General features: G+C 73.4%; 22 protein-coding genes and 1 pseudogene. 15 read left to right on the forward strand and 8 right to left on the reverse strand.

Annotated elements, in window-relative coordinates; all coding sequences use genetic code 11:
- Positions 1-262 precede the first annotated feature (262 nt).
- On the reverse strand, positions 263-3,574 hold the full coding sequence (locus EAO70_RS17000; RefSeq protein ID WP_148003813.1) for a S41 family peptidase: 3,312 nt from the start codon (positions 3,572-3,574) through the stop codon (positions 263-265).
- Between the two features lie 194 nt (positions 3,575-3,768).
- Between EAO70_RS17000 and EAO70_RS17005 the strand changes: the two genes are divergently transcribed.
- Complete coding sequence (locus tag EAO70_RS17005; protein ID WP_148003814.1) at positions 3,769-4,341, forward strand: TetR/AcrR family transcriptional regulator; 573 nt, start codon at positions 3,769-3,771, stop codon at positions 4,339-4,341.
- Positions 4,342-4,463: 122 nt separating this feature from the next.
- Positions 4,464-6,659, forward strand: a complete 2,196-nt coding sequence (locus EAO70_RS17010; RefSeq protein WP_148003815.1) for an MMPL family transporter — start codon at positions 4,464-4,466, stop codon at positions 6,657-6,659.
- Positions 6,660-6,750: 91 nt separating this feature from the next.
- Here the strand turns inward: EAO70_RS17010 and EAO70_RS17015 are convergent, their stop codons facing one another.
- Positions 6,751-7,128: an SsgA family sporulation/cell division regulator gene (locus EAO70_RS17015; RefSeq protein WP_148003816.1), complete on the reverse strand. Its 378-nt coding sequence runs from the start codon at positions 7,126-7,128 to the stop codon at positions 6,751-6,753.
- 144 nt (positions 7,129-7,272) lie between these two features.
- Here EAO70_RS17015 and EAO70_RS17020 point away from each other — a divergent pair, with 144 nt between their 5' ends.
- From EAO70_RS17020 to EAO70_RS17045, 6 genes are all read left to right on the forward strand, one after another.
- The gene (locus EAO70_RS17020) at positions 7,273-8,340 is read left to right on the forward strand and encodes an energy-coupling factor ABC transporter permease (RefSeq protein ID WP_148003817.1); all 1,068 of its coding nucleotides are present in this window, start codon (positions 7,273-7,275) and stop codon (positions 8,338-8,340) included.
- A 32-nt stretch (positions 8,341-8,372) separates the two neighbouring features.
- Positions 8,373-9,134 (forward strand): cobalt ECF transporter T component CbiQ, encoded by a 762-nt coding sequence (gene cbiQ / locus EAO70_RS17025; RefSeq protein ID WP_148003818.1) that lies wholly within the window; start codon positions 8,373-8,375, stop codon positions 9,132-9,134.
- Positions 9,122-9,889: an energy-coupling factor ABC transporter ATP-binding protein gene (locus EAO70_RS17030; RefSeq protein ID WP_148003819.1), complete on the forward strand. Its 768-nt coding sequence runs from the start codon at positions 9,122-9,124 to the stop codon at positions 9,887-9,889. The genes cbiQ and EAO70_RS17030 overlap by 13 nt, the downstream gene beginning before the upstream one ends.
- An 82-nt stretch (positions 9,890-9,971) precedes the next feature.
- On the forward strand, positions 9,972-11,288 hold the full coding sequence (locus EAO70_RS17035) for a serine hydrolase domain-containing protein (RefSeq protein WP_148003820.1): 1,317 nt from the start codon (positions 9,972-9,974) through the stop codon (positions 11,286-11,288).
- A gap of 214 nt (positions 11,289-11,502) precedes the next feature.
- On the forward strand, positions 11,503-12,576 hold the full coding sequence (locus EAO70_RS17040) for an ArsR family transcriptional regulator (protein WP_187283927.1): 1,074 nt from the start codon (positions 11,503-11,505) through the stop codon (positions 12,574-12,576).
- A 27-nt stretch (positions 12,577-12,603) separates the two neighbouring features.
- Entirely contained in the window at positions 12,604-13,119 is a 516-nt protein-coding gene (locus EAO70_RS17045; RefSeq protein WP_148003822.1) for a YbaK/EbsC family protein, read from the forward strand.
- Positions 13,120-13,148: 29 nt separating this feature from the next.
- Here EAO70_RS17045 and EAO70_RS17050 read toward each other — a convergent pair whose 3' ends face one another.
- Entirely contained in the window at positions 13,149-13,766 is a 618-nt protein-coding gene (locus tag EAO70_RS17050) for a LysE family translocator (RefSeq protein ID WP_148003823.1), read from the reverse strand.
- 63 nt (positions 13,767-13,829) lie between these two features.
- Positions 13,830-14,567 (reverse strand): 2OG-Fe dioxygenase family protein, encoded by a 738-nt coding sequence (locus tag EAO70_RS17055; protein ID WP_148003824.1) that lies wholly within the window; start codon positions 14,565-14,567, stop codon positions 13,830-13,832.
- 194 nt (positions 14,568-14,761) lie between these two features.
- Between EAO70_RS17055 and EAO70_RS17060 the strand changes: the two genes are divergently transcribed.
- The gene (locus tag EAO70_RS17060) at positions 14,762-15,544 is read left to right on the forward strand and encodes an SDR family NAD(P)-dependent oxidoreductase (RefSeq protein WP_148003825.1); all 783 of its coding nucleotides are present in this window, start codon (positions 14,762-14,764) and stop codon (positions 15,542-15,544) included.
- Positions 15,545-15,838: 294 nt separating this feature from the next.
- On the forward strand, positions 15,839-16,120 hold the full coding sequence (locus EAO70_RS17065; protein ID WP_148003826.1) for a hypothetical protein: 282 nt from the start codon (positions 15,839-15,841) through the stop codon (positions 16,118-16,120).
- A 101-nt stretch (positions 16,121-16,221) separates the two neighbouring features.
- Here the strand turns inward: EAO70_RS17065 and EAO70_RS17070 are convergent, their stop codons facing one another.
- The 4 genes and pseudogenes from EAO70_RS17070 to EAO70_RS17085 form a co-directional block, all read right to left on the reverse strand.
- Positions 16,222-17,073, reverse strand: a complete 852-nt coding sequence (locus EAO70_RS17070; protein WP_148003827.1) for a DMT family transporter — start codon at positions 17,071-17,073, stop codon at positions 16,222-16,224.
- Between the two features lie 5 nt (positions 17,074-17,078).
- Positions 17,079-17,198 (reverse strand): annotated as a pseudogene (locus EAO70_RS17075) (YbaK/EbsC family protein); the annotation flags it as partial.
- A gap of 112 nt (positions 17,199-17,310) precedes the next feature.
- Positions 17,311-18,960 carry a penicillin-binding transpeptidase domain-containing protein gene (locus EAO70_RS17080; protein WP_148003828.1) on the reverse strand — a complete coding sequence of 550 codons (1,650 nt, stop codon included), beginning with the start codon at positions 18,958-18,960 and terminating at the stop codon, positions 17,311-17,313.
- Positions 18,961-19,065: 105 nt separating this feature from the next.
- The gene (locus EAO70_RS17085) at positions 19,066-20,820 is read right to left on the reverse strand and encodes a dolichyl-phosphate-mannose--protein mannosyltransferase (protein ID WP_148003829.1); all 1,755 of its coding nucleotides are present in this window, start codon (positions 20,818-20,820) and stop codon (positions 19,066-19,068) included.
- A gap of 52 nt (positions 20,821-20,872) precedes the next feature.
- Here EAO70_RS17085 and rsmI point away from each other — a divergent pair, with 52 nt between their 5' ends.
- The 5 genes from rsmI to rsmA all read left to right on the forward strand — a co-directional run bounded on the left by rsmI (position 20,873) and on the right by rsmA (position 25,699).
- On the forward strand, positions 20,873-21,760 hold the full coding sequence (rsmI, locus tag EAO70_RS17090) for a 16S rRNA (cytidine(1402)-2'-O)-methyltransferase (protein ID WP_187283928.1): 888 nt from the start codon (positions 20,873-20,875) through the stop codon (positions 21,758-21,760).
- A 139-nt stretch (positions 21,761-21,899) separates the two neighbouring features.
- Positions 21,900-22,319, forward strand: coding sequence for a hypothetical protein (locus EAO70_RS17095; protein WP_148003831.1), 420 nt, complete (start codon positions 21,900-21,902; stop codon positions 22,317-22,319).
- A 157-nt stretch (positions 22,320-22,476) separates the two neighbouring features.
- Positions 22,477-23,349 (forward strand): TatD family hydrolase, encoded by an 873-nt coding sequence (locus EAO70_RS17100; RefSeq protein WP_148003832.1) that lies wholly within the window; start codon positions 22,477-22,479, stop codon positions 23,347-23,349.
- Positions 23,350-23,510: 161 nt separating this feature from the next.
- Positions 23,511-24,707: a resuscitation-promoting factor gene (locus EAO70_RS17105; protein ID WP_148005187.1), complete on the forward strand. Its 1,197-nt coding sequence runs from the start codon at positions 23,511-23,513 to the stop codon at positions 24,705-24,707.
- Positions 24,708-24,826: 119 nt separating this feature from the next.
- The gene (gene rsmA / locus EAO70_RS17110) at positions 24,827-25,699 is read left to right on the forward strand and encodes a 16S rRNA (adenine(1518)-N(6)/adenine(1519)-N(6))-dimethyltransferase RsmA (protein WP_148003833.1); all 873 of its coding nucleotides are present in this window, start codon (positions 24,827-24,829) and stop codon (positions 25,697-25,699) included.
- The last annotated feature ends 42 nt before the right edge of the window (positions 25,700-25,741 follow it).

Below are 25,741 nucleotides of genomic sequence, written 5' to 3' on the forward strand. Positions count from 1 at the left end.
CGTGACGCTCGACGGGCGGGCGGGGACGTCGTACGAGCTGGACCTGGCCGACTCCCTCGGACGGAGCGCCGCCTGAGGGAGCCGACGGCGTCGGCTGTCGAGGCCGTCTCTTCCGGATCCTGCCTGGCCCGCGCCGCCCGGCACCGCACCTCGCCGCGTTGTCGAGGCACCCGGGTTCGTCCCGTTCGCGGGTACCTCTCCGCCGTGCGATGCACGGCACCGGACGACGCGGGCCCGACCGGCAAGATCCGGAAGAGACGGCCTAGCGCCCGTTCGCCGGGCGCGGGGGCAGCTTCGGGCGGGAGCGGTCGGGGAGTTCCGTGTAGCCCGGGGGGCTTGACGCGGGGGTCTCCGCGAGGAGGGCGAGCGCCACCTCGACCGCGTCGTCGAGCTGGGCGTGCCGGCCCTCCGCCCAGTCGAGGGGGGTGCGCAGGACCGCGAGGTCCGGCTCGACGCCGTGGTTCTCCAGGGACCAGCCGTACTCGGGGAACCAGGCCGCGTTCATCGGGACGGTGATCTGGGTGCCGTCGCCGAGCCGGTGGCGGCCCGTCATGCCGACGACCCCGCCCCAGGTCCGCTGGCCGACGACGGGTCCCAGACCGAGGAGCTTGAACGCGGCGGTGATCATGTCGCCGTCGGAGGAGGTGGCCTCGTCGGCCAGGGCGACGACGGGGCCGCGCGGGGCGTTGGAGGCGTACGAGACGGGCTGGGCGTTCCGGGTCAGGTCCCAGCCGAGGATCCGGCGGGTGAGCTTCTCCATCACCAGTTCGCTGATGTTGCCGCCGGCGTTGCCGCGGACGTCGACGATGAGGGCGGGCCGGGAGACCTCCATGCGCAGGTCCCGGTTGAACTGGGCCCAGCCGGAGCCGCCCATGTCGGGGATGTGGAGGTAGCCGCAGCGGCCGCCGCTGAGCTCCCGGACCACGGCCCGGCGCTTGGCGACCCAGTCCTGGTAGCGCAGCGGCCGCTCGTCGACGAGCGGGACGACGGCCACGCGGCGGGCCCGGCCCTCGCCCTCGGCGGGGGTGAAGGTCAGCTCGACGGTGGTGCCGCCGGTGCCGGAGAACAGCGGGTACGGGCCGGCGACCGGGTCGACGGGCCGGCCGTCGACATGGGTGAGGACGGCGCCCTCGCGAATGCCGGTGCCCGCCAGCGGCGAGCGGGCCTTGGAGTCGGAGGACTCGCCGGGGAGGATCCGCTTGACGGTCCAGCCGGCCTCCCGGTGCACGAGGTTGGCGCCGAGCAGGCCCATCGGGCGCTGGTAGTGCGGGGGGCCCTCGTTGCGGCGGGCGGGGGTGACGTACGCGTGGGAGGTGCCCAGTTCGCCCATGACCTCGCGGAGCAGGTCGGCGAACTCGTCGGGGGAGGAGATCCGTTCGACGAGGGGCCGGTACTGGTCGAGGACGGCCGTCCAGTCGACGCCGCCCATGTCCGGCTCCCAGAAGTAGGCGCGGACGATCCGCCCGGCCTCGTCGAAGGCCTGCCGCCACTCGGCGCCCGGTTCGACCTCGTGGAGGATGCGCCGCAGGTCCAGGTAGACGGTGGAGTCGCCGTCGCCGGACTCGGTGGAGGGCACGGCCCGCAGGTCGCCCTCGTCGGCGACGACGAGCCGGGTGCCGTCGCCGCTGACGGCGAACCAGTCGAGGTCCTTGGTGAGTTCGCTCTTGCGGGCCTTGACGATGGAGAAGTGCTCCAGGGTGGGCCGGCCCGAGGTGTCGGTGGGGTTGGCGAAGGTCTCGCCGAGGGCGCCCGAGATGGGCCACCGCAGCCAGACCAGTCCGCCGCCGCTCACCGGGTGCAGGGCGGAGTACTTGGAGGCGGCGACCGGGAACGGGGTGACCCGGTCGGCGAGCCCCTCGATCTCGACGGTGACCGTGCCGTCGGTGGTCGCCTCCGTGTCGTCGTCGGCCGGGTCGAGCCCGCCGGCGGCCGGGCGGCCGTCGGGGAGCAGCGCGAACGGCGACGGGGTCGCGGAGGAGAGCGGGACCAGGTAGGGGCGGCAGCCCAGCGGGAAGGACAGGTCGCCGGTGTGCACGTCGTACACCGGGTCGAAGCCCCGCCAGGAGAGGAAGGCGAGGTAGCGGCCGTCGCGGGTGAAGACGGGGTTCTCGTCCTCGAAGCGGCCGTTGGTGACGTCGACGACGGTGGGCGCGCCGGGGCCGGAGATCCGGGCCATCTTGATCGAGCGCAGCGAGCGGCCGATGCCCGGGTGCGACCAGGTCAGCCAGCCGCCGTCGGGGGAGAAGGCCAGGTCGCGGACGGGCCCGTTGACGGACCGGATGAGTTCGGTGACCTCGCCGTCGGCGWCCTCGGCSGKGTCGACGAGGAGCAGTCGGCCGTCGTGGGAGGCGAGGGCGAGCCGCTCGCCGTCCGGGTCGGCGACGAGTTCCTCGACCCGGCCGAGGTCGCCGGAGGCGAGCCGGCGCGGCGGCCGGTCGCCGCTGGCCCGCGGCAGGTAGGCGACCTCGACGGCGTCCTCGCCCGCGGCGTCGGTGACGTAGGCGACCTGGCCGCCGCTGCCCAGCATCTCGGGCAGCCGGACCCGGACGCCGGGGGTGTCGACGATGGTGCGGGCCGGGCCGTCGCGGTGGGTCAGCCAGTAGAGGCTGCCGCGCACGGAGACGGCGCTGGCCCGGCCGGTCTCGTCGACGGAGACGGCGTCGATGTGGTGGGCCGCGGGGACCTGGTACGGGCGCCGGCCGACGCGCTGGCCGCCGAGCCGCACCTCCAGCCGCCGGGGGCGGGAGTCGGGGGTGAGGGCGTCGACGATCCACAGGTCGCCGGCGCACTGGTAGACGACGCGGTGGCCGTCGCTGGAGGCGTGCCGGGCGTAGAACTCGTCGTGGTCGGTGTGCCGGAGCAGGTCGGTGCCGTCGGGCCGGCAGGAGTAGAGGTTGCCGACGCCCTCGTGGTCGGAGAGGAACGCGACCCGGCCGCCGACGGCCATCGGGCAGTCGAGGTGGCCGCCGATGTCGGGGAGCAGCCGCTCGCCGTGCAGCCAGAGGCGGCCGGTGGCGCCGCCGAGGTAGCGCTTCCAGGCGGCGGGCTCGTGCGGCGGCTTCCCGGTGAGGAGCAGGGTGCGGCGCTCGGCCTCCTGTCCGTCGGCGGCGCCGTGCTCGGTGACGGCGATGTCGGAGACCGGGCCCCAGGGCAGCCGGCCGCCGGGGGAGCCGTCGGTGGGGACGTCGTAGGCCCAGGAGAAGTAGGAGAAGGGCTGGCCGTGCGAGGAGACGGCGAGGATGTCGGAGCGGCCGTCCCGGTCGGGGGGAGTCCAGCCGCAGACGCGGGTGTCGGGCGAGCCCCAGTAGGTGAGCCGCCGGGCGGGCCCGCCGTCGACGGGGACGAGGTGGATCTCCGGGTCGAGGCTGCGCCAGTTCGTGTACGCGATCTGCCGGCCGTCGGGCGAGAAGCGCGGGTGCCCGACCCGCGTCCGGTCGACGGTGAGCCGCCAGGCCCGGCCGGGGCGGTGGCCCTCGGGGACGAGCGGGGCGATCCAGAGATCGTCCTCGGCGGCGAAGCACAGCAGGTCTTCGTGGAGATGGGGAAAGCGGAGATACGCGACGTCGTCACTCACCTCTTCATGCTTTCCGCGCGGAGGGGGTGTGGCAAGCGGAGCTGTGGCAACTCGTACGTACGTGCGGTCTTCGGGGTTCGTGCTGCCGCCGCCGCGGTGTGGCCCAGGACACGTACGAAACGGTTTCGTTTCGCTGAAGGTGGGGGTATCTTCGTACTGTACGAAACCGTTTCGTTCGGTCCGGAGGTTCGGCCATGGCCCGCAGCAGACTCACCCCCGAGCGGGAGTCCGAGCTGTACGGAGCCGTGCTCGACCTCCTCCGCGAGGTCGGCTACGACGCCCTCACCATGGACGCCGTCGCCGCCCGCACCCACTCCAGCAAGGCCACCCTCTACCGCCAGTGGGGGAGCAAGCCCGAGCTGGTCGCCAGAGCGCTGCGCGCCAACAAGCCGGCCGACCTCTCCGAGATCGACACCGGATCCCTGCGCGGCGACTTCCACGAGCTGATGGCACGGACCGACGACTGCCAGATGGAGAAGGACTCCGCGCTGATGCGGGGCCTGGCCCATGCCGTCCACTCCCACCCCGAACTGCACCGGGCCCTTCGCGAACTGCTCATCGAACCCGAGATGAACGGCCTCGACGAAGTGCTGCGCAGAGCGGTCCGCAGGGGCGAGATCGACGCCGCGAACCCGGCGCTGAAGCTCGTCCCGCACATGCTGATCGGTGCGTTCGTCGCCCGGCCGCTGATCGACGATCAGCCGGTCGACCGCGCGTTCCTCAGCGCGTACGTCGACGCCGTCGTGCTCCCCTCACTCGGCGTCTGAACCCCGCAGCACCCGCGCAGCCCCTCCTCACCTTCTCCGCCCTCTCCACCTGACGTCGCACCGCTCACGCCGTCGGGCCGGCTCCCCATGCCCTGTCCCACCACGAATGGGAGTACGCCCCCGTGGCCACGTTCCTGTACAAGCTGGGCCGTTCCGCCTTCCGGCGCCGACGGCTCGTCGCCCTCCTGTGGGTGGCCCTCCTGGCGGTCGCCGGGATCGGCGCCGCCACCGCACCCGTCGCGACCTCCAGCTCCTTCTCGATCCCCGGCACCGAGGCCCAGCGCGCCTTCGACCTCCTGGAGGAGCGCTTCCCCGGCGCCGGCGCCGACGGAGCCACCGCCCGCGTCGTCTTCAAGGCCCCCGAGGGCCAGAAGATGACCGACCCCGCGCACAAGGCCGTCGTCGAGGACACCGTCGCCGCCCTGAAGTCCGGCTCGGACCAGATCGTCTCGGTCACCGACCCGTACACCGGGAAGGCCGTCTCCCGGGACGGCTCCACCGCCTACGTCTCCGTCGCCTACAAGGTCAACGCGATGGAGCTGACCGACGGGACGCGCGAGGCGCTCACCGAGGCGGGCCACGACGCGCAGGGCAAGGGGCTGACCGTCGAGGTCGGCGGCGACGCCCTCCAGACCATGCCCGAGACCGGCGCGGGCGAGATCGTCGGCGTGGTCATCGCCGGCATCGTGCTCGTCATCACCTTCGGCTCGCTCGTCGCCGCCGGACTCCCGCTGCTCACCGCGATCATCGGCGTCGGCATCGGCGTCTCCTCGATCACGGCGCTCGCGAACGTCCTGGACCTCGGCTCCACCACCTCCACCCTCGCGATGATGATCGGCCTCGCGGTCGGCATCGACTACGCGCTCTTCATCGTCTCCCGCTACCGCGCGGAGCTCGCCGAGGGCCGCGAGAAGGAGGACGCCGCCGGCCGCGCCGTCGGCACGGCGGGCTCCGCCGTCGTCTTCGCCGGCCTGACCGTCGTCATCGCCCTGGTCGGCCTGGCCGTCGTCAACATCCCGATGCTGACGAAGATGGGCTTCGCCGCCGCCGGCACGGTCGTGATCGCCGTCCTGATCGCGCTCACCCTGATCCCGGCCCTGCTCGGCTTCGCCGGTGACAAGGTCGTCGGCCGCAAGCAGCGCAAGGCCGCGAAGGCCGGTGACACCGGCGCGGACACCGACCCCGCGAAGGCCGCGAAGCCGAACGGCGGCACCCGCTGGGCCCGCTTCGTCATCCGCCGCCCCGTCATGGTGCTGTTGATCGGCGTCCTCGGCCTCGGCGCGATCGCGCTGCCCGCCGCCTCCCTGGAGATGGGCCTCCCGGACGACGGCGTCAAGCCGACCTCCACCAGCGAGCGCCGGGCGTACGACGCCCTCTCGGACGGCTTCGGCCCCGGCTTCAACGGCCCGCTCCTCGTCGTCGTCGACGGCGACAAGACGACCGCCGACCGGACCGTCTCCACCATCAAGCGCCTCGACGGCTGGGCCGCCGTGACCCCGGCGACCCCGAACAAGGCCGGCGACGCCGCGATGATCACGGTCGTCCCGAAGGACCGCCCGTCCTCGGCCGCCACCGAGTCCCTCGTGCACGACATCCGGGGCGCCACCGGCGACGACGTCCTCGTCACCGGGGCCACCGCGATGAACATCGACTTCTCGCAGAAGATGAACGACGCCCTGGTGCCGTACCTGGCCCTCGTCGTCGGCCTGGCCTTCCTGCTCCTGACCGTGGTCTTCCGCTCGGTCCTCGTCCCGCTGAAGGCGGCCCTCGGCTTCCTGCTCTCGGTGGTCGCGGCCCTCGGCGCCGTCGTCGCGGTCTTCCAGTGGGGCTGGCTGGGGGGCCTCTTCGGGGTCGAGCAGACCGGCCCGATCATGTCGATGATGCCGATCTTCATGGTGGGTGTGGTCTTCGGCCTCGCGATGGACTACGAGGTCTTCCTCGTCACCCGCATGCGGGAGGCGTACGTCCACGGCGAGCGCCCCGGCGAGGCCGTCGTGACCGGCTTCCGGCACAGCGCCCGGGTGGTCACCGCCGCCGCGGTGATCATGATCGCGGTCTTCTCCGGCTTCATCGGCATGACCGACCAGATGATCAAGATGATCGGCTTCGGCCTGGCCGTCGCCGTTCTCTTCGACGCCTTCGTGGTCCGCATGGCGATCGTCCCGGCCGTCCTCGCGCTGCTCGGCCACAAGGCCTGGTGGCTGCCGAAGTGGCTGGACCGGATCCTGCCGAACGTGGACGTCGAGGGTGAGGGGCTCGCCGGGGCCGACACCACCGGCGGCACCCCGGACTCGCGGCCGGACCTCGTGAAGGTCTGACCCGGGGGCCCCTGGAGCTCCGGCCCGACCGGGCCCGCGGGCTCCCGGGGGCCTCAGGGCCCCGGCCCGCCCCGCCTCCGTACGTACGCCGTCAGCTCGTCGTCACCGACGCGCCGGCGGCGTACGTGTGCTTCAGGAACCGGGTCAGTGCCCTGGTGTCGAACTGGACGACGGTCACCACGCCGTCGTCCTTGTGGAGCTCGACGACCGTCTGGACGCGGCCGCAGGGCCAGACGCCGATGTCCCCGCGGCGGGTCGGCGCGCGCAGGCCGGTCTCCAGCAGGACGCGGGGAAACGACCACTCGACGTCGCCGGGGAAGACGAAACGGACGGTGGCGGGCGAGAACCCGGGATCGAAGCGGAGGTCGACGGGGACGGGCCGCGAGAGCGGGGCGTCGCTGATGATGCGTCCCTTGGCGTGGTCCTCGACCGCGTGGTCGAGGTCCGAGTCGTCTGCGGCGGTGGCCATCACGGGCTCCTCACAGTTTGTCCTCTTGTCGACTTTATCGACTCATGCACCCCTCCTGCCCGGCGAGAGCGGCAACCATGCGCCGCCGTTCTGTGACCTGTGCGCTCTTGCGAGTGCTTTGCAGGAGCGCTCATCATTCAGGACGTGCATGTACCTGACGGATTCATCAACGCCCCCGTATCGGTCGCCGCCGGTGTCGTCGCCGCCGGCGCCGTCGCCGTGAGCCTGCGCGGGGCACGGCGGGAACTCGGCGAGGGCCACGGCGGAGAGCGCACGGCCCCGCTCGCCGGCCTCGTCGCGGCCTTCATCTTCGCCGTGCAGATGCTGAACTTCCCGGTCGCCGCCGGGACCAGCGGACACCTCCTCGGCGGCGCGCTCGCCGCGATCCTCGTCGGACCGTGGACCGGCGTCCTCTGCATCGCCGTCGTCCTGCTCATGCAGGGCATCCTCTTCGCCGACGGCGGCCTCACCGCGCTCGGCGTGAACATCACCGTCATGGGCGTCGTCACCGTCCTCGTCGCGTACGGCCTCTTCCGCGGCCTCGTCCTGCTGCTGCCCCGCACCCGGGCCTCCGTGACCGCCGCCTCCTTCGTCGCCGCGCTGGTCTCCGTACCGGCCGCGGCCGCCGCCTTCACCGCCCTCTACGCCGTCGGCGGCACCACCGACGTCCCCGTCTCCAAGGTCCTCACGGCCATGGTCGGCGTGCACACCCTCATCGGCATCGGCGAGGCCGTCATCACCGCGCTGACCGTCGGCGCGGTCATCGCCGTCCGCCCCGACCTCGTCCACGGCGCCCGCGGCCTCGCCGCCCCCCTCCAGCTGCGCGTCGGCGGCGAGCTCGTCGACGCCGCCCCGGTCGCGCGGCCCGCCCCCGCCGCCGCCCGCTCCCCGAAGAAGCTGTGGATCGGCGGCCTCGTCACCGCGCTCGTCCTCGCCGGCTTCGTCTCCTTCTACGCCTCCGCCGACCCCGACGGCCTGGAGAAGGTCGCCGCCGACAAGGGCATCGACAGCAAGGTCGAGGACCACGCCGCCGCCGACTCCCCGCTCGCCGACTACGGCGTCCAGGGCATCGAGGCGCCCCGCCTCTCCGGCGGCCTGGCCGGCGCGATCGGCGTGGGCGCGACCCTCGCCGTCGGCACCGGGACCTTCTGGGTCGTGCGTCGCCGCCGGGCGCACGCGGAGCCCACCGAAACCACGGAAAGCACGGCCTGACGTGACACCCGCAGCCACGGGAGGCGCCTGACATGGGCGCCGGGCACGCCCACAAGCTCTACCGGCACGCGCACTCGCCGGTCCACGAGCTGCCCCCGCACACCAAACTGGCCGCGGTCCTCGGCTTCGTGGTGGTCGTCGTCTCGACGCCCCGCGAGGCCGTCTGGGCGTTCGGCCTCTACGCCCTGCTCCTCGCGGCCGTGGCGGCGACGGCCCGCGTCCCGGCCGGCTTCCTGCTGAAGCGGCTCCTCATCGAGATCCCCTTCGTCGCGTTCGCCCTGCTCATGCCCTTCGTGGTGCCCGGCGAGCAGACGACCGTCCTCGGGGTGTCGCTGAGCGTCCCCGGACTCTGGGGCGCCTGGAACGTCCTCGCCAAGGGCACCCTCGGCGTCGCCGCCTCCGTGCTCCTCGCCTCCACCACCGAGCTGCGCGCCCTGCTCCTCGGCCTCCAGCGGCTCAGGCTGCCCCCGATGCTCGTCCAGATCGCCTCGTTCATGATCCGCTACGGCGACGTCATCACCGACGAGATGCGCCGGATGTCCGTCGCCCGCCGCTCGCGCGGCTTCGAGGCGCGGGGCGTCCGCCACTGGGGCGTCCTCGCCAAGTCGGCGGGCGCCCTCTTCATCCGCTCCTACGAGCGGGGGGAGCGGGTCCACCTCGCCATGGTCAGCCGCGGCTACACGGGCACGATGCCGGTCATCGACGAGGTGACCGCGACCCGCGCCCAGTGGGCGTACGCGGCGACGCTCCCGCTCACCGCACTGCTGATCCGCCTCCTGGGATGGACCCTATGACCGCCGCCCCGACACTCGCCCCCTCGCTCGACGTGCGCGGTCTGGCGTACGCGTACCCCGACGGCCACCAGGCCCTCTTCGGCGTCGACCTGACCGTCGGGCGCGGCGAGCGGGTCGCCCTCCTCGGCCCCAACGGCGCCGGCAAGACCACCCTCGTCCTCCACCTCAACGGCATCCTGACCGGCGGCGCGGGCGGCGTCACGGTGGCCGGGCTGCCGGTCGGCAGGAAGCACCTCGCCGAGATCCGCCGCAAGGTCGGCATCGTCTTCCAGGACCCCGACGACCAGCTGTTCATGCCGACCGTGCGGGAGGACGTGGCCTTCGGCCCGGCGGCGGCCGGGCTGCGCGGCGAGGCGCTGGAGGCCGTCGTCCGCAGGGCCCTCGACCGGGTCGGGATGGCGGAGTACGCGGACCGGCCGCCGCACCACCTGTCCTTCGGGCAGCGTCGCCGGGTCGCCGTCGCGACCGTCCTCGCCATGGAGCCGGAGATCCTCGTCCTCGACGAGCCCTCGTCCAACCTGGACCCCGCCTCGCGCCGCGAGCTCGCCGACATCCTCCGCTCGCTCGACGTCACCGTCCTCATGGTCACCCACGACCTGCCGTACGCCCTGGAGCTCTGCCCGCGCGCGGTGATCCTCAGCGAGGGCGTCATCGCCGCCGACGGGCGGACCGGCGACATCCTCGCCGACGCGGAGCTGATGGCCCGGCACCGTCTGGAGCTGCCGTTCGGCTTCGTGCCGCAGTCGGTGGCCTGACCGACCCCGGAATCGGCGCTGCCCCCGCCCCGTTGCACCATGGGGGCCGGATGGGGGCGGATCGACGGCGGAGGAGTGGGACGTGGACGTCCAGGGCACGGTGGCGGCGGGCTGGGAGCCGGTCGGGGACGCGTTCCTGCGCAACTTCGAGCAGCGCGGCGAGCGCGGTGCGGCCGTCGCGGTCCACCACGACGGCCGCCGGGTCGTCGACCTCTGGGCCGGCACCAGGGACGCCGACGCCGCCGACGGGGAGACGAGCGCGGCTGCGGACGGGACCACGGGGGGCGTGGCGGACGGGGAGCCGGGCGCCGCGACGAACGGCGCCGCGGTCGGATCCGCGGTCGGGGAGGCGGTCGGCGCGGCCGACGGCGCCCCGGTCGGCGCCGAGCCCTGGCGGGAGGAGACCGCGCAGGTCGTCCGGTCGGCCACCAAGGGCGTCGCCGCGGCCGTACCCCTGCTCCTGCACCAGCGCGGGCTCCTCGACCTGGACGCCCCCGTCGCCGCGTACTGGCCCGAGTTCAAGGCCGCCGGCAAGGACCGCGTGACCGTGCGACAGCTGCTCGCCCACCGCGCCGGCGTCCCCGCCCTCGACCACCCGCTCACCCTCGCCGAGGCCGTCGACCTGGAGACCGCCACCCGAGCGATCGCCGCCCAGGCCCCCGTCTGGGAGCCCGGCACGGCCCACGGCTACCACGCCCACACCTTCAGCTGGCTGCTCTCCGGCCTGGTCCACCGGGTCACCGGCCGCACCATCGGCCGCTGGGTCGCCGAGGAGATCGCCGACCCCCTCGGCCTCGACCTGTGGATCGGACTCCCCGACGCCGAGGCCCCCCGGGTCGGCCGCCTCGGCCCCGTCGCGGAGATCGAACCGCCCGGCAGCGGCGCCCTCCGGCTCCGCCCCAAGCGCTCCGTCACCGAGGCCTACCGGGACCCGGCCTCCCTGACCCGACGCGCCTTCGGGGTCATCGACCCGCAGCCCGACGAGAACGACCCGGCCTACCGGGCGGCCGAACTGCCCGGCTCCGCCGGAGTGGCCACGGCCCGCGCCCTCTCCCGCTTCTACGCGGCCACCCTCGGCCCCGTGGACGGCGCGGAGCGCCTCTTCACCCCCGACACCCTCGCCCTCGCCGGGACCGAGCAGTCGGCGGGCGCGGACCGGGTGCTGCTCGTCGGCACCCGCTTCGGCCTCGGCCACATGCTCCACGGCCCGGCCTCCCCGCTCCTCGGCCCGTCCTCCTTCGGCCACCCCGGCCGGGGCGGCTCCCTCGGCTTCGCCGACCCCGACTCCGGCATCGCCTTCGGCTATGTGACGAACGGCATGCGCAAGACGGTGACGGCCGATCCGCGGGCGCAGTCCCTCGTGCGGGCCGTCGGATCGGTGCTCGCCCGGACGGCGTGAACCGCTTCCGACAGGGCGGACGGCGGATCCGCCCGCCGGTCCGAAGGGGGACGTGCGTCGGGCCCCGCGGCGCCGTCGCCGCCGGGGCCCGCCCGACCTGACATCCTCCGCGCGCGACCTGACATTCTGCGTTTATACGGCGCGGACGGGTGATCATCCGGCGCTAGCGTGTGCCCGCTCCACCGTCCGGTGGACCAGGCGCACGGGGGCGCATGTGATCGAGATCTCGCTGACGACGACCGAACACGGGACCCACGCCGGAGCCCTTCGGATCGCCGACAGCCGGCTCTGGGAGGCGTTCGGCAGCATCGGCCTGCTGGCCTCCCACCGCGGGCTCACGCCCTGGCCGTACACGAACTGGGGCCGGGCGGCCCGCCGTTCCCTGCTCCGGTCCGCGGTGACCCTGCCGGGCTGGCTCGTCCACCTCTTCCGGGCCGGCGGCGGCACCCTGCCGTCGTTCCTGCTCCCCGTCCCGTCCTCGGCCCGGCAGCCCGACCTCGACGACGAGATCGCGCTGCTCCGCGCGGTGTCCCCGGCGCGGGTGCGCGAGGAGCTGGAGCGCTGGTTCCCGCGGGGCGTCCCGGTCGAGGTCCGCCCGCTGTACGCGGATCCCGTCGCGCGGATCGCCGACCTGTGCGCCCTGCTCCCGCCCTACGTACGCGCCGCCCTAGCCCCGTACGAGGCGTCGCTGCGGACCGTCACCGACGACGACATCCTGCTGCGCGCCCGGGTGCTCGCCACCCAGGGCCCGGACCGTCTCCTCGGCACCCTGGACGGGGGCATCTCGCGGCGCGGCGACGTGCTGCGGCTGCACGCCGGGCCCCCGGGCCGGATCGCGGCGCGGACCGCCGTGTCCCGCGTCGTCCTCGTCCCCCTGGTGTTCGGCCGGGGCGCCTCGCTGATCGGCTTCGCGCCGAACGGGGTGACGGCCGTGTCGTACCAGGCCGAGGGGGCCGCCGTGCTGGCCTGCGAGACCCGCCCCGGGCGGCGGGCCGGAGGCGACGAACCGGCGCGCGGCGACCGGCTGGAGATCCTGCTCGGCCGCAGCCGGGCCGGCGTCGTCCGCGGACTCGTCGCGCCGACCACCACCTCGGACCTCGCGGCGCTGCTCGGACTCGCGCCGAGCACCGTCTCCGAGCACCTCACGTCCCTGGTGGCCGCGGGTGTGGTGCGGCGGCGCCGGGCGGGCGTCCGGGTGCTGTACGAGCTGGACGCCTCGGGTGTCGCGCTGCTCAGGCACCTCGACAACAGGCGTAGGGTCAACGCGCCGTCCTACGAAACCACTTGAGACATGCCGCACCGAGGAGGAACCCCCATGACCGCCGACGCCGTCACCGACGCCGCGACCGACCGCGGGACGTACGAGAAGCTGCTTGCGCTGCTGGACGAGCGCGGGGCCGCCTACCGGATCGTCGAGCACGCCCCGGAGGGCGGCACCGAGGCGGTCAGCGCGCTGCGCGGGCACTCGCTCGCCGAGGCGGCCAAGTGCATCATCGCCATGGTGAAGATCGGCAAGAAGGAGAAGCGGTTCGCGCTGGTCGTCGTCCCCGGTGACCGGCGGATCGACCTGAACGCGGTGAAGGCGCTGTACGGCGGCACGTACGTCTCCTTCGCGTCCCCGGAGATCGCCGAGGACCTCGCGGGTTCGGCGAGCGGGACGATCCTGCCGTTCGCCTTCGACGAGCGGCTGGAACTCCTGGTGGACCCGGCCCTGCTGACGCACCGGGAGTTCTGGTTCAACGCCGCGCGGCTCGACCGTTCGATCGCCCTGTCGTCCGAGGACTACCGGGCGATCGCGGAGCCGCGCGTGGAGCGGGTCTCCACGGACTGACCCGCGGCGGCCGGGCCGGAGCGGGTGCGTCAGGCCATGGCGGGCGTCAGCGCGAGGACCATCCCCAGGCCGACCAGGACGGCCCCGATCACCTTGTTGAGCACGGTCTGCCGCTGGAGCAGCCGGGACCGCAGGGCCTGGTTGGAGAAGAGGACCGCGGCGAGGGCGAACCAGACCAGGTGGGCGAAGGACATGAAGAGTCCGTAGCCGATCTGCTGGAAGACGGGGGTGTCCGCGCTGACGACCTGGGTGTAGGTGCTCAGCACGAACAGCATCGTCTTCGGGTTGAGCGCGTTCGTCAGGAAGCCGGTGCGCAGCGCGCCGGCCTTCGAGATGCCGCCGTCCTCCGAGAGGTCGATGTCCACCTGCGCCTTGGTGACGAACGTCTTGTAGCCGATATACACGAGATAGGCGGCGCCGACGAGTTTCATCGCCGTGAAGAGCATGGGGCTGCGGGAGACCAGAAGTCCCACGCCCAGCATGGTGTAGGTGACGTGGACGAGAACACCGAGTGCGATTCCGGCGGCCGCGAGAACTCCGGCGGTCCTTCCGTACAGATAACTGTTGCGGACGGTCATCGCGAAATCCGCGCCGGGGCTGATGACAGCCAGAATGGTGATGACCGCCACGGCGATGAGCTGACCCATGTTCCCGACTTCCCGCCTTCTCGCTCACRTTCTCACTCAAGGGGCTCCCACCCGCCCCTGGCATCACGGCTTGTGACGGTAGGTGATGACCAGCACGTCGCGCGAGGCCGGGGCGGCGGGGTCGATCTGCTCGATCGGCGAGACGCCGTGGAAGACCCGCTCGTCGTTGACGAGGGCCACGTCCAGCGGGTCGGTCAGGGAGAACTTCTCGACCGGCTGCTTGTCCAGGTTGAACACGGTGCTCTCGCCGCCGGTGGCGTTCGACCGCCCGACCATCGCCATCAGCACGAACGTGACGCCGTCCCGGTGCACGCCCTCCGGCGTCGGCAGGCCGACCTCCTCGCCGTTCACCTCGATGCGGAACTGGTGGGCCTCGATGTGCCAGCCCGAGTACGGGGCGAGCCGGCCGAAGATGTCGCAGCCGAGGGTGAGCAGGCTGTCCATGGTCCGGCCGCGGAGGATCTGCTCCTCGAACGGCTCGTAGTGCCGGGCGACGCCGCCGTTGAGGGTGTTGTAGTCGAGGCCCTGGTAGTGCGGCTGGTGCTCCTCGACGCGGTAGTCGGTGCTCGCGCGGGGCGCGCTGAGGGTCGCGTGCCGGCGGCGGCGGTAGCGTCCGCCGTCCGCCATGTAGCTGTCGAGCGGCATGCGTGCCCAGCTGTCGCGGAACGCCTCCAGGTCGTCCAGCGCGTTCTCGGAACGCAGCCGGAGAAGCTGCTGCACCTGCTCGCCGGAGATCAGGTCGTAGCTCCGGGAGGAAAGGGCACCGGCGATTTCCTCGACACCCGACTGATATGTGGACATGGTTTTCCCCCTGATGAATGCGTGGTCGGCGGCGAAGTAGATCGTGGTATTCGTGCCAGGGGTGTGTCAAAGTCTTTCGGCCCTGGCCGAATTGCCGAGGCGCGGCATTATCGGCGTAAACGGGCGAGGAATTGGTGAACGGGATGTTACGAACGGCTGGCGCCCGACCGCGGCCGGATGCTGAGATCGGACGCATGGACCTCAGGGAACGCTTCGGCGGATACGCGGTACTGATCACGGGCGCGGCGCGCGGCATCGGCGCGGCGACCGCGCGGCGGCTCGCGGCGGAGGGGGCCAGGGTCCTGGTCACCGACGTCGACGAGGCGGCGGCGCGGCGGACGGCGGAGACGATCCCCGGCGCCGGGTACCGCCACTGCGACGTGGGCGACCAGGCCTCGGTGGACGCGGCGACGGCGTACGCGGTGGAGACCTTCGGCGGCCTCGACGTCCTCGTCAACAACGCGCTCGGGCCGGTGACCGCCGACCGGGACCGGTTCGAGGAGGAGCCGGACGCGGTGTTCGGCGTCCAGCACGACCTCACCTTCATGGGCGCGGTCCGCTGCTCCCGGGCCGCGCTGCCCCACCTGGCGGCGGCCGGCGGGCGCGGCGCGATCGTGAACATCGGCTCGGTCAACGCCGAGACGGACTTCGGGAACCACGCCTACAGCGCGGCGAAGGCGGGGCTGGCGTCGCTGACCCGGACGCTCGCGGGCGACGCGGCCGGGCGCGGGGTGCGGGTGAACCAGGTCAACCCCGGGACGATCGCGACGACGGCGTGGGCGGGCCGGGACCGGGACCTGGCGGCCCTGGGCGACCGGGTCTACCCCCTGGCGCGGGTGGGCGCCCCGGAGGACGTGGCGGCCGCGGTGGCCTTCCTGGCCTCGGCGGACGCGTCCTGGGTCACGGGCACCGTCCTGCGCGTGGACGGCGGCCTCCTGGCGGTCAACCGGCACTTCGCGGAGGTGCTGGGGGAGTGAGGCGGGAGGGGCGCCCGAAGGCGCCCGGGCAGCCTTGCGTTCTTCTGATGCGCGTGGGCATGCTGTGACGGCGATCACGTGCCGTATCCCGCCCGCAACGGTGAGTTGATCTTGCTGGTCCGCACGAGAAGCAGCAAGACCCCCGCGACCGCGCGAACGGTCCGGGGGCGGCCACCGCTGAAGGAGCGTCGACGTGAGCGACCCCGGCGTCCGCCGAGCCGACCGGATCCCCCGGCACTTACCCCCGCCGGGGCGCCGCCCCGCAGCGGCCCCGCCCGTCGGTGGAGGAGCGGGATGAGCGCGGCGGAGGCGTCCCACCGCACCGCCCGGCGGCCCCGGCTCTGGGCGCTGCGCCCCGACCGGACCGGCAGCGGCACCGTCACCGAGGCCGAGTGCACCACCTGCCTCGACGGCTCCGGCGCGGCCGACGACGGACGGGGACCGGCCGTCTGGTGCCTCGCGCACGCCCAGGCCACCGGCCACACCGGCTTCCGGCGCGTCCGCACCGACTTCTTCCGCGCGTCCTGGAACGGCCCGCAGCCCGGCGCGGACACCGGCCTCGGCGTCGGGGGCTGACGCCTGGGGCCCGCGTGAGCATCAGCCGACGACGAGCAGGTGCCTCAGCCCGCGTGCGGCCTCAGCCCGCGTGGGGGCCTCGGTACGGGGGAGCGGACGCATCAGCCCGCGTGCAGCATCAGTCCGATCCCGACGGCCATCAGGCCCGCCGCGGCGATCCTCGGCCCGCCGAAGCGCTCCTTGAACAGCACGGCCCCGATGGCCGCGCCCACGATGATCGAGGACTCGCGCAGCGCCGCGACCGGCGCCAGCGGCGCCTTGGTCTGGGCCCAGAGCACCAGCCCGTACGCGCACACCGAAAGCAGCGCGCCCAGCAGGCCGCGCGCCGCGTACGGGCGGAGCTGGGGGAGCAGTGCCGCCCGCCGGGCCCAGAGGGCGTACGCCGGGATCGCCAGGCCCTCCAGCACCATCAGCCACGCGATGTAGCCCAGCGGGGTGCCCGAGGCGCGGACGCCGACCCCGTCCACCACCGTGTACAGGGCGATCGCCAGGCCCGTCGCACCGGCCGCGAGCAGCGCAGGCCAGTGCGGGCGGGCCCCCTTGCCGCGGATGCCCCACACGGCGAGGCCCGTGAGGCCCGCGCAGGCCACGGCGACGCCCAGCAGCTGCCAGCCGTCCGGCACCTCGTCGACGAAGACCGCCGCGAGCGCCGTCACGGCCAGCGGGGCCGTACCGCGCGCGATCGGGTACATCTGCCCGAAGTCGCCCAGCGAGAACGAGCGCATCAGCAGCACCATGTAGGCGACGTGCAGCAGCGCGGAGACCGCCAGGTACGGCCACGCCCCCGCCGCGGGCAGCGGTACGAACAGGGCCGTGACCAGGCCGATGAGGGCGCCGCCGCCGGATATCAGGGTGAACGACAGCAGCTGGTCCCTGATGTGGTGGGCCAGCGCGTTCCAGCTCGCGTGCGTGACGGCGGCGATCAGGACGGCCAGGGTGACGAGCGGCGTCACGCGGTGGCCTGCCGGGCGGTGCGGGTCTCGTCCGGGAAGCGCCGGATCTCGACGTCGAGGGCCGGCTCGCGGTGCGCGGCGGCGCATCGGGGGTGGGCGGGGGACGTGGTCTCGTCAGCGGTCATGGCCCGCACGCTAGCGTTGGATGTACGGGCCACGCGACCGGGTTCCACGAGGCGGGCCGGCGGGCGTTCGGCGGCTTCGCCGTGCCCGGGCCGGCCTTCGCCACGACGTGGCTCAGCGCGCGTTCAGCACCTTCGCCACGAGCGGTCCCGCCGCCGTCGCCCCGTGTCCGGCCTCCTCCACCAGGGCCGCCGCCGCGAGGTCGTCGGCGAAGGCCGTGAACCAGCTGTCCGAGGTCGCCTGGCCGTCGGCCTCCGCCGAACCGGTCTTGGCGCCCTTGTCGCCGCGCACCGAGGCCATCGGACGGACCGCCGTGCCGTAGCCCGCCGTGGCCGTGGCGCGCATCACGTCGCGCAGCTGCCGCGCCACCGCCGGCGGCAGCGTGCGCTCGGCCTTCGCGAAGGGCCGGTCGTCGAGGTCCGCCGGGACCAGGTACGGCTGCCGGAACCGGCCGTCCTTCGCTGTCGCGGTGATCGAGGCGACGTTCAGCGGGTTCATCTGCACGGTGCCCTGGCCGATGTACTGCTCGGCCGCCGCGCCGCCCGTCGCCTCGGGGACGGAGCCGTCGAACGACTTGATGCCCGTCTTCCATTCGAGGCCGATGCCGAAGACCTCCCTGGCCTCCCGGGCCAGGCCGGAGTCGTCGCCCTCGGTCTTCTCCACGTCGTCGATCTTCTTGATGAAGGCCGTGTTGCAGGAGCGGGCGAAGCCCTCCCCGAAGGTCGCGCCCGTCAGCGAGAACCCGTCCAGGTTGGTGATGGTCCGGCCGTAGTACATGGCGCTCGGCGGGCACTCGGCGACCTGGTCGGCCTTGACCAGGCCCTTCTCCAGGAGCAGCGCCGCCGTGACGATCTTCATCGTGGAACCGGGCATCTTCGCGCCCGAGAACGCCGTGTTGAACCCGCCCGCCGGGCTGTTGGCGACCGCTCGTACGGCCCCCGTCGACGGCTGGACGGCGACCACCGACGCCGAGGAGTGCGCGGCGACCGCCTTCTCCGCCGCCGCCTGCACGCCCGCGTCGATGGTGGTCTCCAGCGTGCCCGGCTTCCCCTTCGACAGGACGAGGAGCGTGGTGTCCGGGACGGTCGTGCTGCCCGAGTCGACCCAGGTCTCGACGCCGGTCTCGCCGCCCGCCCTCGTCCCGTACCGCGTCCGCAGTTCGTCCAGGATCGGCCCCAGGGAGGGGTACTTGGCGGCCGTCAGCTCGGTGCCGTTCCGGTCGACGGCCTTCACGGGCGGCGTCTTCGCGACCCCCGTGCGCAGCGTCGCCTCGGCGGTGAGGAGCTTCGGGTGGAGCACGGACGGCGCCCACTTCACCAGCGCCCGGCCGGTCGTCTGCCCCCGCACGACGCTCAGCCGGGACTGGTACGACCAGGACCTCGACACGTTCTCGTGCGTGACCGTGGCCTTCACCGTGAACGGCACCGTCGCCCCGACCGGCGTCCCCGGCGTGATCACCGCCTCCGTGACGCCCGCCCCCTCGCGGTACGCGGCCACCGCGGGCTCCGCCGCCACCGGGTCGTTCGTCAGCTGCCCGGCCTTCTCCGGCTGCCCGGCGGCCCAGGCGGCGAGGAAGTCCCGCGCGGCGGCGGTGACCTCCTTGTCCGTCACCGGCCCGGTCCGCGGCCCCTCCCCGGAGTTCGTCTTCGGCGTCGCGTCACCGCCCATGACCCCGTTCCAGAGGTTGTAGCCCCCGTACCCGACCCCGCTCGCCACGACGACGAACACGCCCCCGACGATCGCTACCTTGGCCCCACTGCGCATGGCTGCGCTCCCCTCCCCGTGTGAACCCACGAGTCAAGCAGCGCCCCTTGCGTGTGTCGAGCACCTTCTGGTCTCTCTGTCAGAGCGGGAGGTCACATTCCGATCTCACACCCAGGTGTCGAGCCACATCCGATTGCGCCATTGGTCCAGCGGAATGGGAGTGCCGGTATAGATGGGCCAGAAATAGATGAAATTCCAGACGATGAGAAGAACGATGCAGCCGGCCGCCACCGCGCCGAATGTGCGGCGCCGTTCCGAGGAACCCGCGGGCCCCACGATCGCACCCAGCATCATCGCCACCGCCAGACACAGGAACGGGACGAAGACCACCGCGTAGAAAAGGAAGATGGTGCGTTCCTGGTAGAGGAACCAGGGCACCCAGCCGGCCGCGATGCCGCAGGCGATCGCGCCCGCCCGCCAGTCGCGGCGGAAGGCCCAGCGCCACAGGACGTACAGGATCGCGAAGCAGGCCGCCCACCACAGCAGCGGGGTGCCGAGGGCCAGTACCTCCGCCGCGCACTTCTCCTTCGCGGAGGCGGGGCAGCCGCCCGTGCCGGGCGCGGGCGACTCGTAGAAGTAGGAGACCGGCCGGCCGAGGACGATCCACGACCAGGGGTTCGACTCGTACGTGTGGGGCGAGGTGAGCCCCACGTGGAAGCTGTAGACCTCGGACTCGTAGTGCCACAGGCTGCGCAGCCACTGCGGCAGCCAGCCCCACGTCCCGCCGCCGTCCAGCTTGTCCTGGTCGGCGGCCCAGTTCCGGAAGTACCCCTTGTCGCTGACGATCCAGCCCGTCCACGTCACCAGGTACGTGGCGATCGCCACCGGCACCACCGACACGAACGCCGGGACCAGGTCCTTCCTGATCACCGCGAGGTACGGGCGGACCGCACCGGCCGTCCGGCGTCCGCCGACGTCCCACAGCACGGTCAGCAGGCCGAAGCCCACCATGACGTACAGGCCGTTCCACTTGGTCGCCGCCGCGAGGCCCAGCGTCACACCGGCCGCGATCCGCCACGGCCGCCAGCCCAGCCGCAGCGTCTCCGCGATCTCCGCGTCCGGCCGCAGCACCCCCTCCTCGTCCTCCGGGAGCGCGCCCGCCAGCCGCTTCCGCGTCCGGTCGCGATCCAGGACCAGGCAGCCGAAGGCCGCCAGGACGAAGAACATCAGCACCTGGTCGAGGAGCGCCGTGCGGCTCATCACGAAGTGCAGGCCGTCGACGGCGAGCAGCAGACCCGCCAGGCAGCCCAGGAACGTGGAGCGGAACAGCCGCCGGCCGATCCGGCACAGCATGAGCACCGACAGCGTGCCCAGCAGCGCCACCATGAAGCGCCAGCCGAACGGCTCGAAGCCGATCAGCTTCTCGCCGACGCCGATGACCCACTTGCCCATCGGCGGGTGGACGACGTAGCCGGGATCGGTCGGCACCAGGACCGAGCCGGGGTCGCTGAGGACCGTCTTGTCGATGTCCTTCGGCCACGCGCCCTCGTACCCCTGGTTGATCAGGGCCCACGAGTCCTTGGCGTAGTACGTCTCGTCGAATATCACCGCGTTCGGCTTGCCCAGGTTCCAGAACCTCAGCAGCCCCGCGACCGCCGTGACCAGGAGCGGACCGCCCCAGGCCGCCAGCCGCCACAGGCGCTCCGACCGGTCGGGCCCGAGGCCGAGCAGGGTCATCACGCGGGGCGACGGCCGGACGTACGAGGGGACGAGCCGCTCGCGCAGCCCGATGGGCGCGGCGCTTCCGGCGGGCGGCGCGTAGCCGAATCGCCGAAGCCGCCTCTGCCAGGAAGAGGGCTCTGCCACGGGCTCCGCCATGGGGTGCTGGCCCTCCAGGGCCTCGGGTGCGGTACTGGTCACCGCGCCATCGTAGGGAACGCGCCTGTGCGCGTCGCCTCTCCGTGCTGGGAGGATGGGCCGTGTGACAGGAACGCTGGTACTCGCAGGGACCCCCATCGGTGACATCGCGGACGCTCCGCCCCGACTCGCCACCGAACTGGAGAACGCGGACATCGTGGCCGCTGAGGACACCCGGAGGCTGCGCGGACTCACCCGCGCCCTGGGCATCCACACGACGGGGCGCGTCGTCTCCTACTTCGAGGGGAACGAGTCCGCCCGTACGCCGGAACTGGTCGAGGCCCTGGTCGGCGGGGCGCGCGTGCTCCTCGTCACCGACGCGGGCATGCCGTCCGTCTCCGACCCCGGCTACCGGCTCGTGGCCGCCGCCGTCGAGCAGGACATCAAGGTGACGGCCGTCCCCGGCCCGTCCGCCGTCCTCACCGCCCTCGCCCTCTCCGGCCTGCCCGTGGACCGCTTCTGCTTCGAGGGCTTCCTGCCCAGGAAGGCGGGCGAGCGCCTGGGCCGGCTCCGCGAGGTCGTCGGCGAGCGCCGTACCCTCGTCTACTTCGAGGCCCCGCACCGGCTCGACGACACCCTCGCCGCGATGGCCGAGGTCTTCGGTGCCGAGCGCCGCGCCGCCGTCTGCCGCGAGCTGACCAAGACGTACGAGGAGGTCAAGCGCGGCCCGCTGGCCGAGCTCGCCGCCTGGGCCGCCGAGGGCGTCCGGGGCGAGATCACCGTCGTCGTCGAGGGCGCGCCCGAGACGGGACCCGCCGAACTCGACGCCGAGGAACTGGTGCGCAGGGTGCGGGTGCGCGAGGAGGCGGGGGAGCGGCGCAAGGAGGCGATCGCCGCCGTCGCCGCCGACGCGGGACTTCCCAAGCGGGAGGTCTTCGATGCCGTCGTGGCGGCAAAGAATGCGGCTGGACCGGGCCCCGGAAAGGGTAAAGGACTAATCTGAAAGGCAAAGCCGAACCCGGCGCCGGGACTCTTCGCAGGGCGCTTGGCAAGGGAAGGGCCAAAAGCCTTCCATGGTTCCTCCCGCGCTGATGCGCTCCGGCCCGAAAAGGCGTCCACTGGATCAGTGGAGAGGAGCTGGCATGACCGAGATCACCGGCACCGGCATATCCGTCGCCCATGAGGCATACGCCTTCGCCTGCATGCGCTGTGGATACGGCTGGGAGCAGGCGTACGACATCGAGCACCACGTCGACGCCGCCGGCCATGAATTCGTCGTCTACAAGGCCGACGGGGAGAGGGTCCCGTCCCCGCTGTCCAGTCCCACCTGCATGAACTGCGGCGGCCACGTCGTCCGCATCATGCGCGCGGGACAGGTGTCGTCGGTGCTCGACCTGATCGCCGCCACGGAGAAGCACCAGCGGGGGGCGCGGGGCACCAAGCCCGTGTCGGTGGCCGGGCCGATCGGCCAGGAACTGACCGAGGACGGACCCGAGGGGCCCCCGGTGCCGCACCACTGGCACCTGTCCGACCTCCTGCACCCCTTCAGGCGCCGCCCCTAGGCCGTCTCTTCCGGATCTTGCCGGGCGGCGCGGGTCAGGCAGGATCCGGAAGAGACGGCCCAGGCCCGGGAGCGGCCCCTCCGGGCCAGGGGGACCCGGCCCCCGGCCCGGGACGTTCCGACGCACCGGCGCCCAGCACCCTCGTACGATCGGGGGCATGAGTGCCAAGGACGCCCCGCCGCCGCTGCCCGAACCCCTCCTCGTGGAGGTCGCGGACTCGCACACCCACCTGGACCTCCAGTCCGGGACCGTCGAGGAGGCGCTGGTCAAGGCCGCCGCCGTCGGAGTGACCACGGTCGTGCAGGTCGGCTGCGACGTGAAGGGCTCCCGGTGGGCCGCGGAGACCGCCGCCGCCCACGAGCACGTCCACGCCGCCGTCGCCCTGCACCCCAACGAGGCCCCGAGGATCGTCCTCGGCGACCCCGGTGGAGACTCGTCCCGCCACGGCCCCCGCCGGGGCGGCGGCGACGCCGCCCTCGACGACGCGCTCGCCGAGATCGACCGCCTCGCCGCCCTCCCGTACGTCCGCGGCGTCGGCGAGACCGGCCTCGACTTCTTCCGCACCGGCCCCGAGGGCATCGCCGCGCAGGAACGCTCCTTCCGAGCCCACATCGAGATCGCCAAGCGGCACGGCAAGGCGCTCGTCATCCACGACCGGGAGGCCCACGCCGACGTGCTGCGCGTCCTGGACGAGGAGGGCGCCCCCGAGCGGACCGTCTTCCACTGCTACTCCGGCGACGCGGCCATGGCCGAGATCTGCGCCGCCAAGGGCTACTACATGTCCTTCGCCGGGAACGTCACCTTCAAGAACGCCCAGCACCTGCGCGACGCGCTCGCCGTCGCCCCGCTGGACCTCGTCCTCGTCGAGACCGACGCCCCCTTCCTCACCCCCGCGCCCTACCGCGGCCGCCCCAACGCTCCCTACCTCATCCCGGTCACCCTCCGGGCGATGGCGGAGGTCCGCGGCATCGGGGAGAACGAGATGGCCGAGGCGATCGCGGTGAACACGGCCCGCGCCTTCGATTACTGATCCATAACGGTTACGTGTCGTAGCCGGGTCGGCGCACCCCGTGACGGAGGCCCGGGTAGGGTCCCGGCCTCGTGAGCACTTCCCAGGGCAGTCACCGCGCCGGACGACGGGGCACGCCCCTGTCGGTGCACGACCAGCCGACCCAGGCCGCGCACCCGTCCGTGCACGACCAGCCCACCCAGGCCGCGCCGCTCGTCGTCCCCGGGCAGCCCTCCCGCGCCGGATCCCGGCGGGCCGCCCGCCGCCGCAAGGCCTCCGGGCCCGCCGGGGAGGGCCTGCGGAAGCTGGTCCCGCAGGCCCTCGTCGTCGCCTTCCTCGCCGGCGGCACCAGCGCCTTCGTCGCCGACGACAAGGCCGTCCGGCTCTCCGTCGACGGCGTCCCGCGCACCCTGCACACCTTCGCCGACGACATCGACGAACTCCTCGCGGACGAGGGCCTGACCGTCGGCGCCCACGACATCGTCGCCCCCGCCCCCGGCGAGGCCCTGGCCAGCGGCGACGAGATCGTCGTCCGGTACGGCCGCCCCGTCGCCCTCACCCTCGACGGGCAGCGCCGCCAGGTGTGGACGACCGCCCGGACCGTCGAGGGCGCCCTGCGTCAGCTCGGGGTCCGCGCCGAGGGCGCCTACCTCTCGGTCTCCCGCGGGGCCGCCATCTCCCGCACCGGCCTCGCCCTCGACGTACGGACCGAGCGGACGGTGACCTTCCTCGCCGACGGCCGCGAGCGGACCGTCCGGACCAACGCCGCGACCGTCCGCGAGGCCCTCGCCGAGGCCGGGATCACGCTCTCCGCCCAGGACGCCACCTCCGTCGTCCCCGACTCCTTCCCGCGCGACGGCCAGACGGTCACCGTGCTCCGGATCACCGGCTCCAAGCAGACGCGCGAGGAGGTCGTGCCGTACGCCGTCGAGCGCACCCGCGACCCCCGGCTCTTCACCGGCACCGAGGTCGTCGACCGGCAGGGCAGGGCCGGCGTCCGCCGCGTCACCTACAGCCTGCGGACGGTCAACGGCGTCCGGCAGAAGCCCCGCCGGACCGGCGAGGAGATCGTCCGCGAACCCGTCAGCCGGCAGGTCAGGGTCGGCACCCGGCCGATGCCCACCTCCGTCGCGGGCGCCGACGGCCTCGACTGGGGCGCGCTCGCCGCCTGCGAGTCCGGCGGCCGCCCCGACGCCGTCGACCCCTCCGGGACCTACGGCGGGCTCTACCAGTTCGACCCCGGCACCTGGCGCTCCCTCGGCGGCAGCGGCACCGCGCAGAACGCGCCCGCCGCCGAGCAGACCTTCCGCGCGAAGAAGCTGTACGTCCAGCGGGGGGCGAGCCCGTGGCCGCACTGCGGCAGACGCCTGCAGGGCTGAGCAGCCCCGTGGCGGACGACTGCCACGGCCGGGCGCCGCGCCCCGCCCGGCGGCGTGGGGCGGCCGCCCGCGCGGCTGAGCCGTCGGCCGGGCCCACCTGTGCCCCGTAGGCTGTACCGGTGAGCACCGCCACCGGCCCCGAAAGCCCCGACGCCCTCCTCGGCCCCGCCGACATCCGTGAGCTGGCCGCCGTCCTCGGCGTACGCCCCACGAAGCAGAAGGGCCAGAACTTCGTCATCGACGCCAACACCGTCCGGCGGATCGTCCGCACGGCCGAGGTACGGCCCGACGACGTGGTCGTGGAGGTGGGACCCGGACTCGGCTCCCTCACCCTGGCCCTCCTGGAGGCCGCGGACCGGGTGACGGCCGTCGAGATCGACGACGTGCTCGCCGCCGCGCTGCCCGCCACCATCCAGGCCCGGATGCCGGCCCGCGCCGACCGCTTCGCGCTCGTGCACTCCGACGCCATGCAGGTCCAGGAGCTGCCCGGCCCGGCGCCGACCGCGCTCGTGGCGAACCTGCCGTACAACGTCGCCGTGCCGGTCCTGCTCCACATGCTGGAGCGGTTCCCGACCATCGAGCGGACCCTCGTCATGGTCCAGGCCGAGGTCGCCGACCGGCTCGCCGCCAAGCCCGGCAACAAGGTCTACGGCGTCCCCTCGGTCAAGGCCAACTGGTACGCCGAGGTCAAGCGCGCCGGCTCCATCGGCCGCAACGTCTTCTGGCCCGCGCCGAACGTCGACTCCGGGCTCGTCTCCCTGGTCCGCCGCGGCGAGCCGCTCGCCACCAGCGCCACCCGCCAGGAGGTCTTCGCGGTCGTCGACGCGGCCTTCGCCCAGCGCCGCAAGACCCTGCGCGCGGCCCTCGCCGGCTGGGCCGGCTCACCGGCCGCGGCGGAGGAGGCCCTCGTCAAGGCCGGGATCTCCCCGCAGGCCCGCGGCGAGGCACTGACCGTCGAGGAGTTCGCCCGGATCGCGGAGGCCAAGGCGTGACCACCCCGAAAGCCAGACCACCCCCGAAAGCCCGACCACCCC

The organism is Streptomyces sp. adm13(2018), assembly GCF_008042145.1.
Lineage (GTDB): Bacteria > Actinomycetota > Actinomycetes > Streptomycetales > Streptomycetaceae > Streptomyces.

What these genes read in the sequence shown, in the direction of transcription:
- EAO70_RS17005 (WP_148003814.1), top strand. Translation starts at nt 3,769, where the DNA reads ATGGCCCGCAGCAGACTCACCCCCGAGCGGGAGTCCGAGCTGTACGGA.
- EAO70_RS17015 (WP_148003816.1), bottom strand. Translation starts at nt 7,128, where the DNA reads ATGGCCACCGCCGCAGACGACTCGGACCTCGACCACGCGGTCGAGGAC.
- cbiQ (WP_148003818.1), top strand. Translation starts at nt 8,373, where the DNA reads ATGGGCGCCGGGCACGCCCACAAGCTCTACCGGCACGCGCACTCGCCG.
- EAO70_RS17030 (WP_148003819.1), top strand. Translation starts at nt 9,122, where the DNA reads ATGGACCCTATGACCGCCGCCCCGACACTCGCCCCCTCGCTCGACGTG.
- EAO70_RS17045 (WP_148003822.1), top strand. Translation starts at nt 12,604, where the DNA reads ATGACCGCCGACGCCGTCACCGACGCCGCGACCGACCGCGGGACGTAC.
- EAO70_RS17050 (WP_148003823.1), bottom strand. Translation starts at nt 13,766, where the DNA reads ATGGGTCAGCTCATCGCCGTGGCGGTCATCACCATTCTGGCTGTCATC.
- EAO70_RS17055 (WP_148003824.1), bottom strand. Translation starts at nt 14,567, where the DNA reads ATGTCCACATATCAGTCGGGTGTCGAGGAAATCGCCGGTGCCCTTTCC.
- EAO70_RS17060 (WP_148003825.1), top strand. Translation starts at nt 14,762, where the DNA reads ATGGACCTCAGGGAACGCTTCGGCGGATACGCGGTACTGATCACGGGC.
- EAO70_RS17065 (WP_148003826.1), top strand. Translation starts at nt 15,839, where the DNA reads ATGAGCGCGGCGGAGGCGTCCCACCGCACCGCCCGGCGGCCCCGGCTC.
- EAO70_RS17080 (WP_148003828.1), bottom strand. Translation starts at nt 18,960, where the DNA reads ATGCGCAGTGGGGCCAAGGTAGCGATCGTCGGGGGCGTGTTCGTCGTC.
- rsmI (WP_187283928.1), top strand. Translation starts at nt 20,873, where the DNA reads ATGGGCCGTGTGACAGGAACGCTGGTACTCGCAGGGACCCCCATCGGT.
- EAO70_RS17095 (WP_148003831.1), top strand. Translation starts at nt 21,900, where the DNA reads ATGACCGAGATCACCGGCACCGGCATATCCGTCGCCCATGAGGCATAC.
- EAO70_RS17100 (WP_148003832.1), top strand. Translation starts at nt 22,477, where the DNA reads ATGAGTGCCAAGGACGCCCCGCCGCCGCTGCCCGAACCCCTCCTCGTG.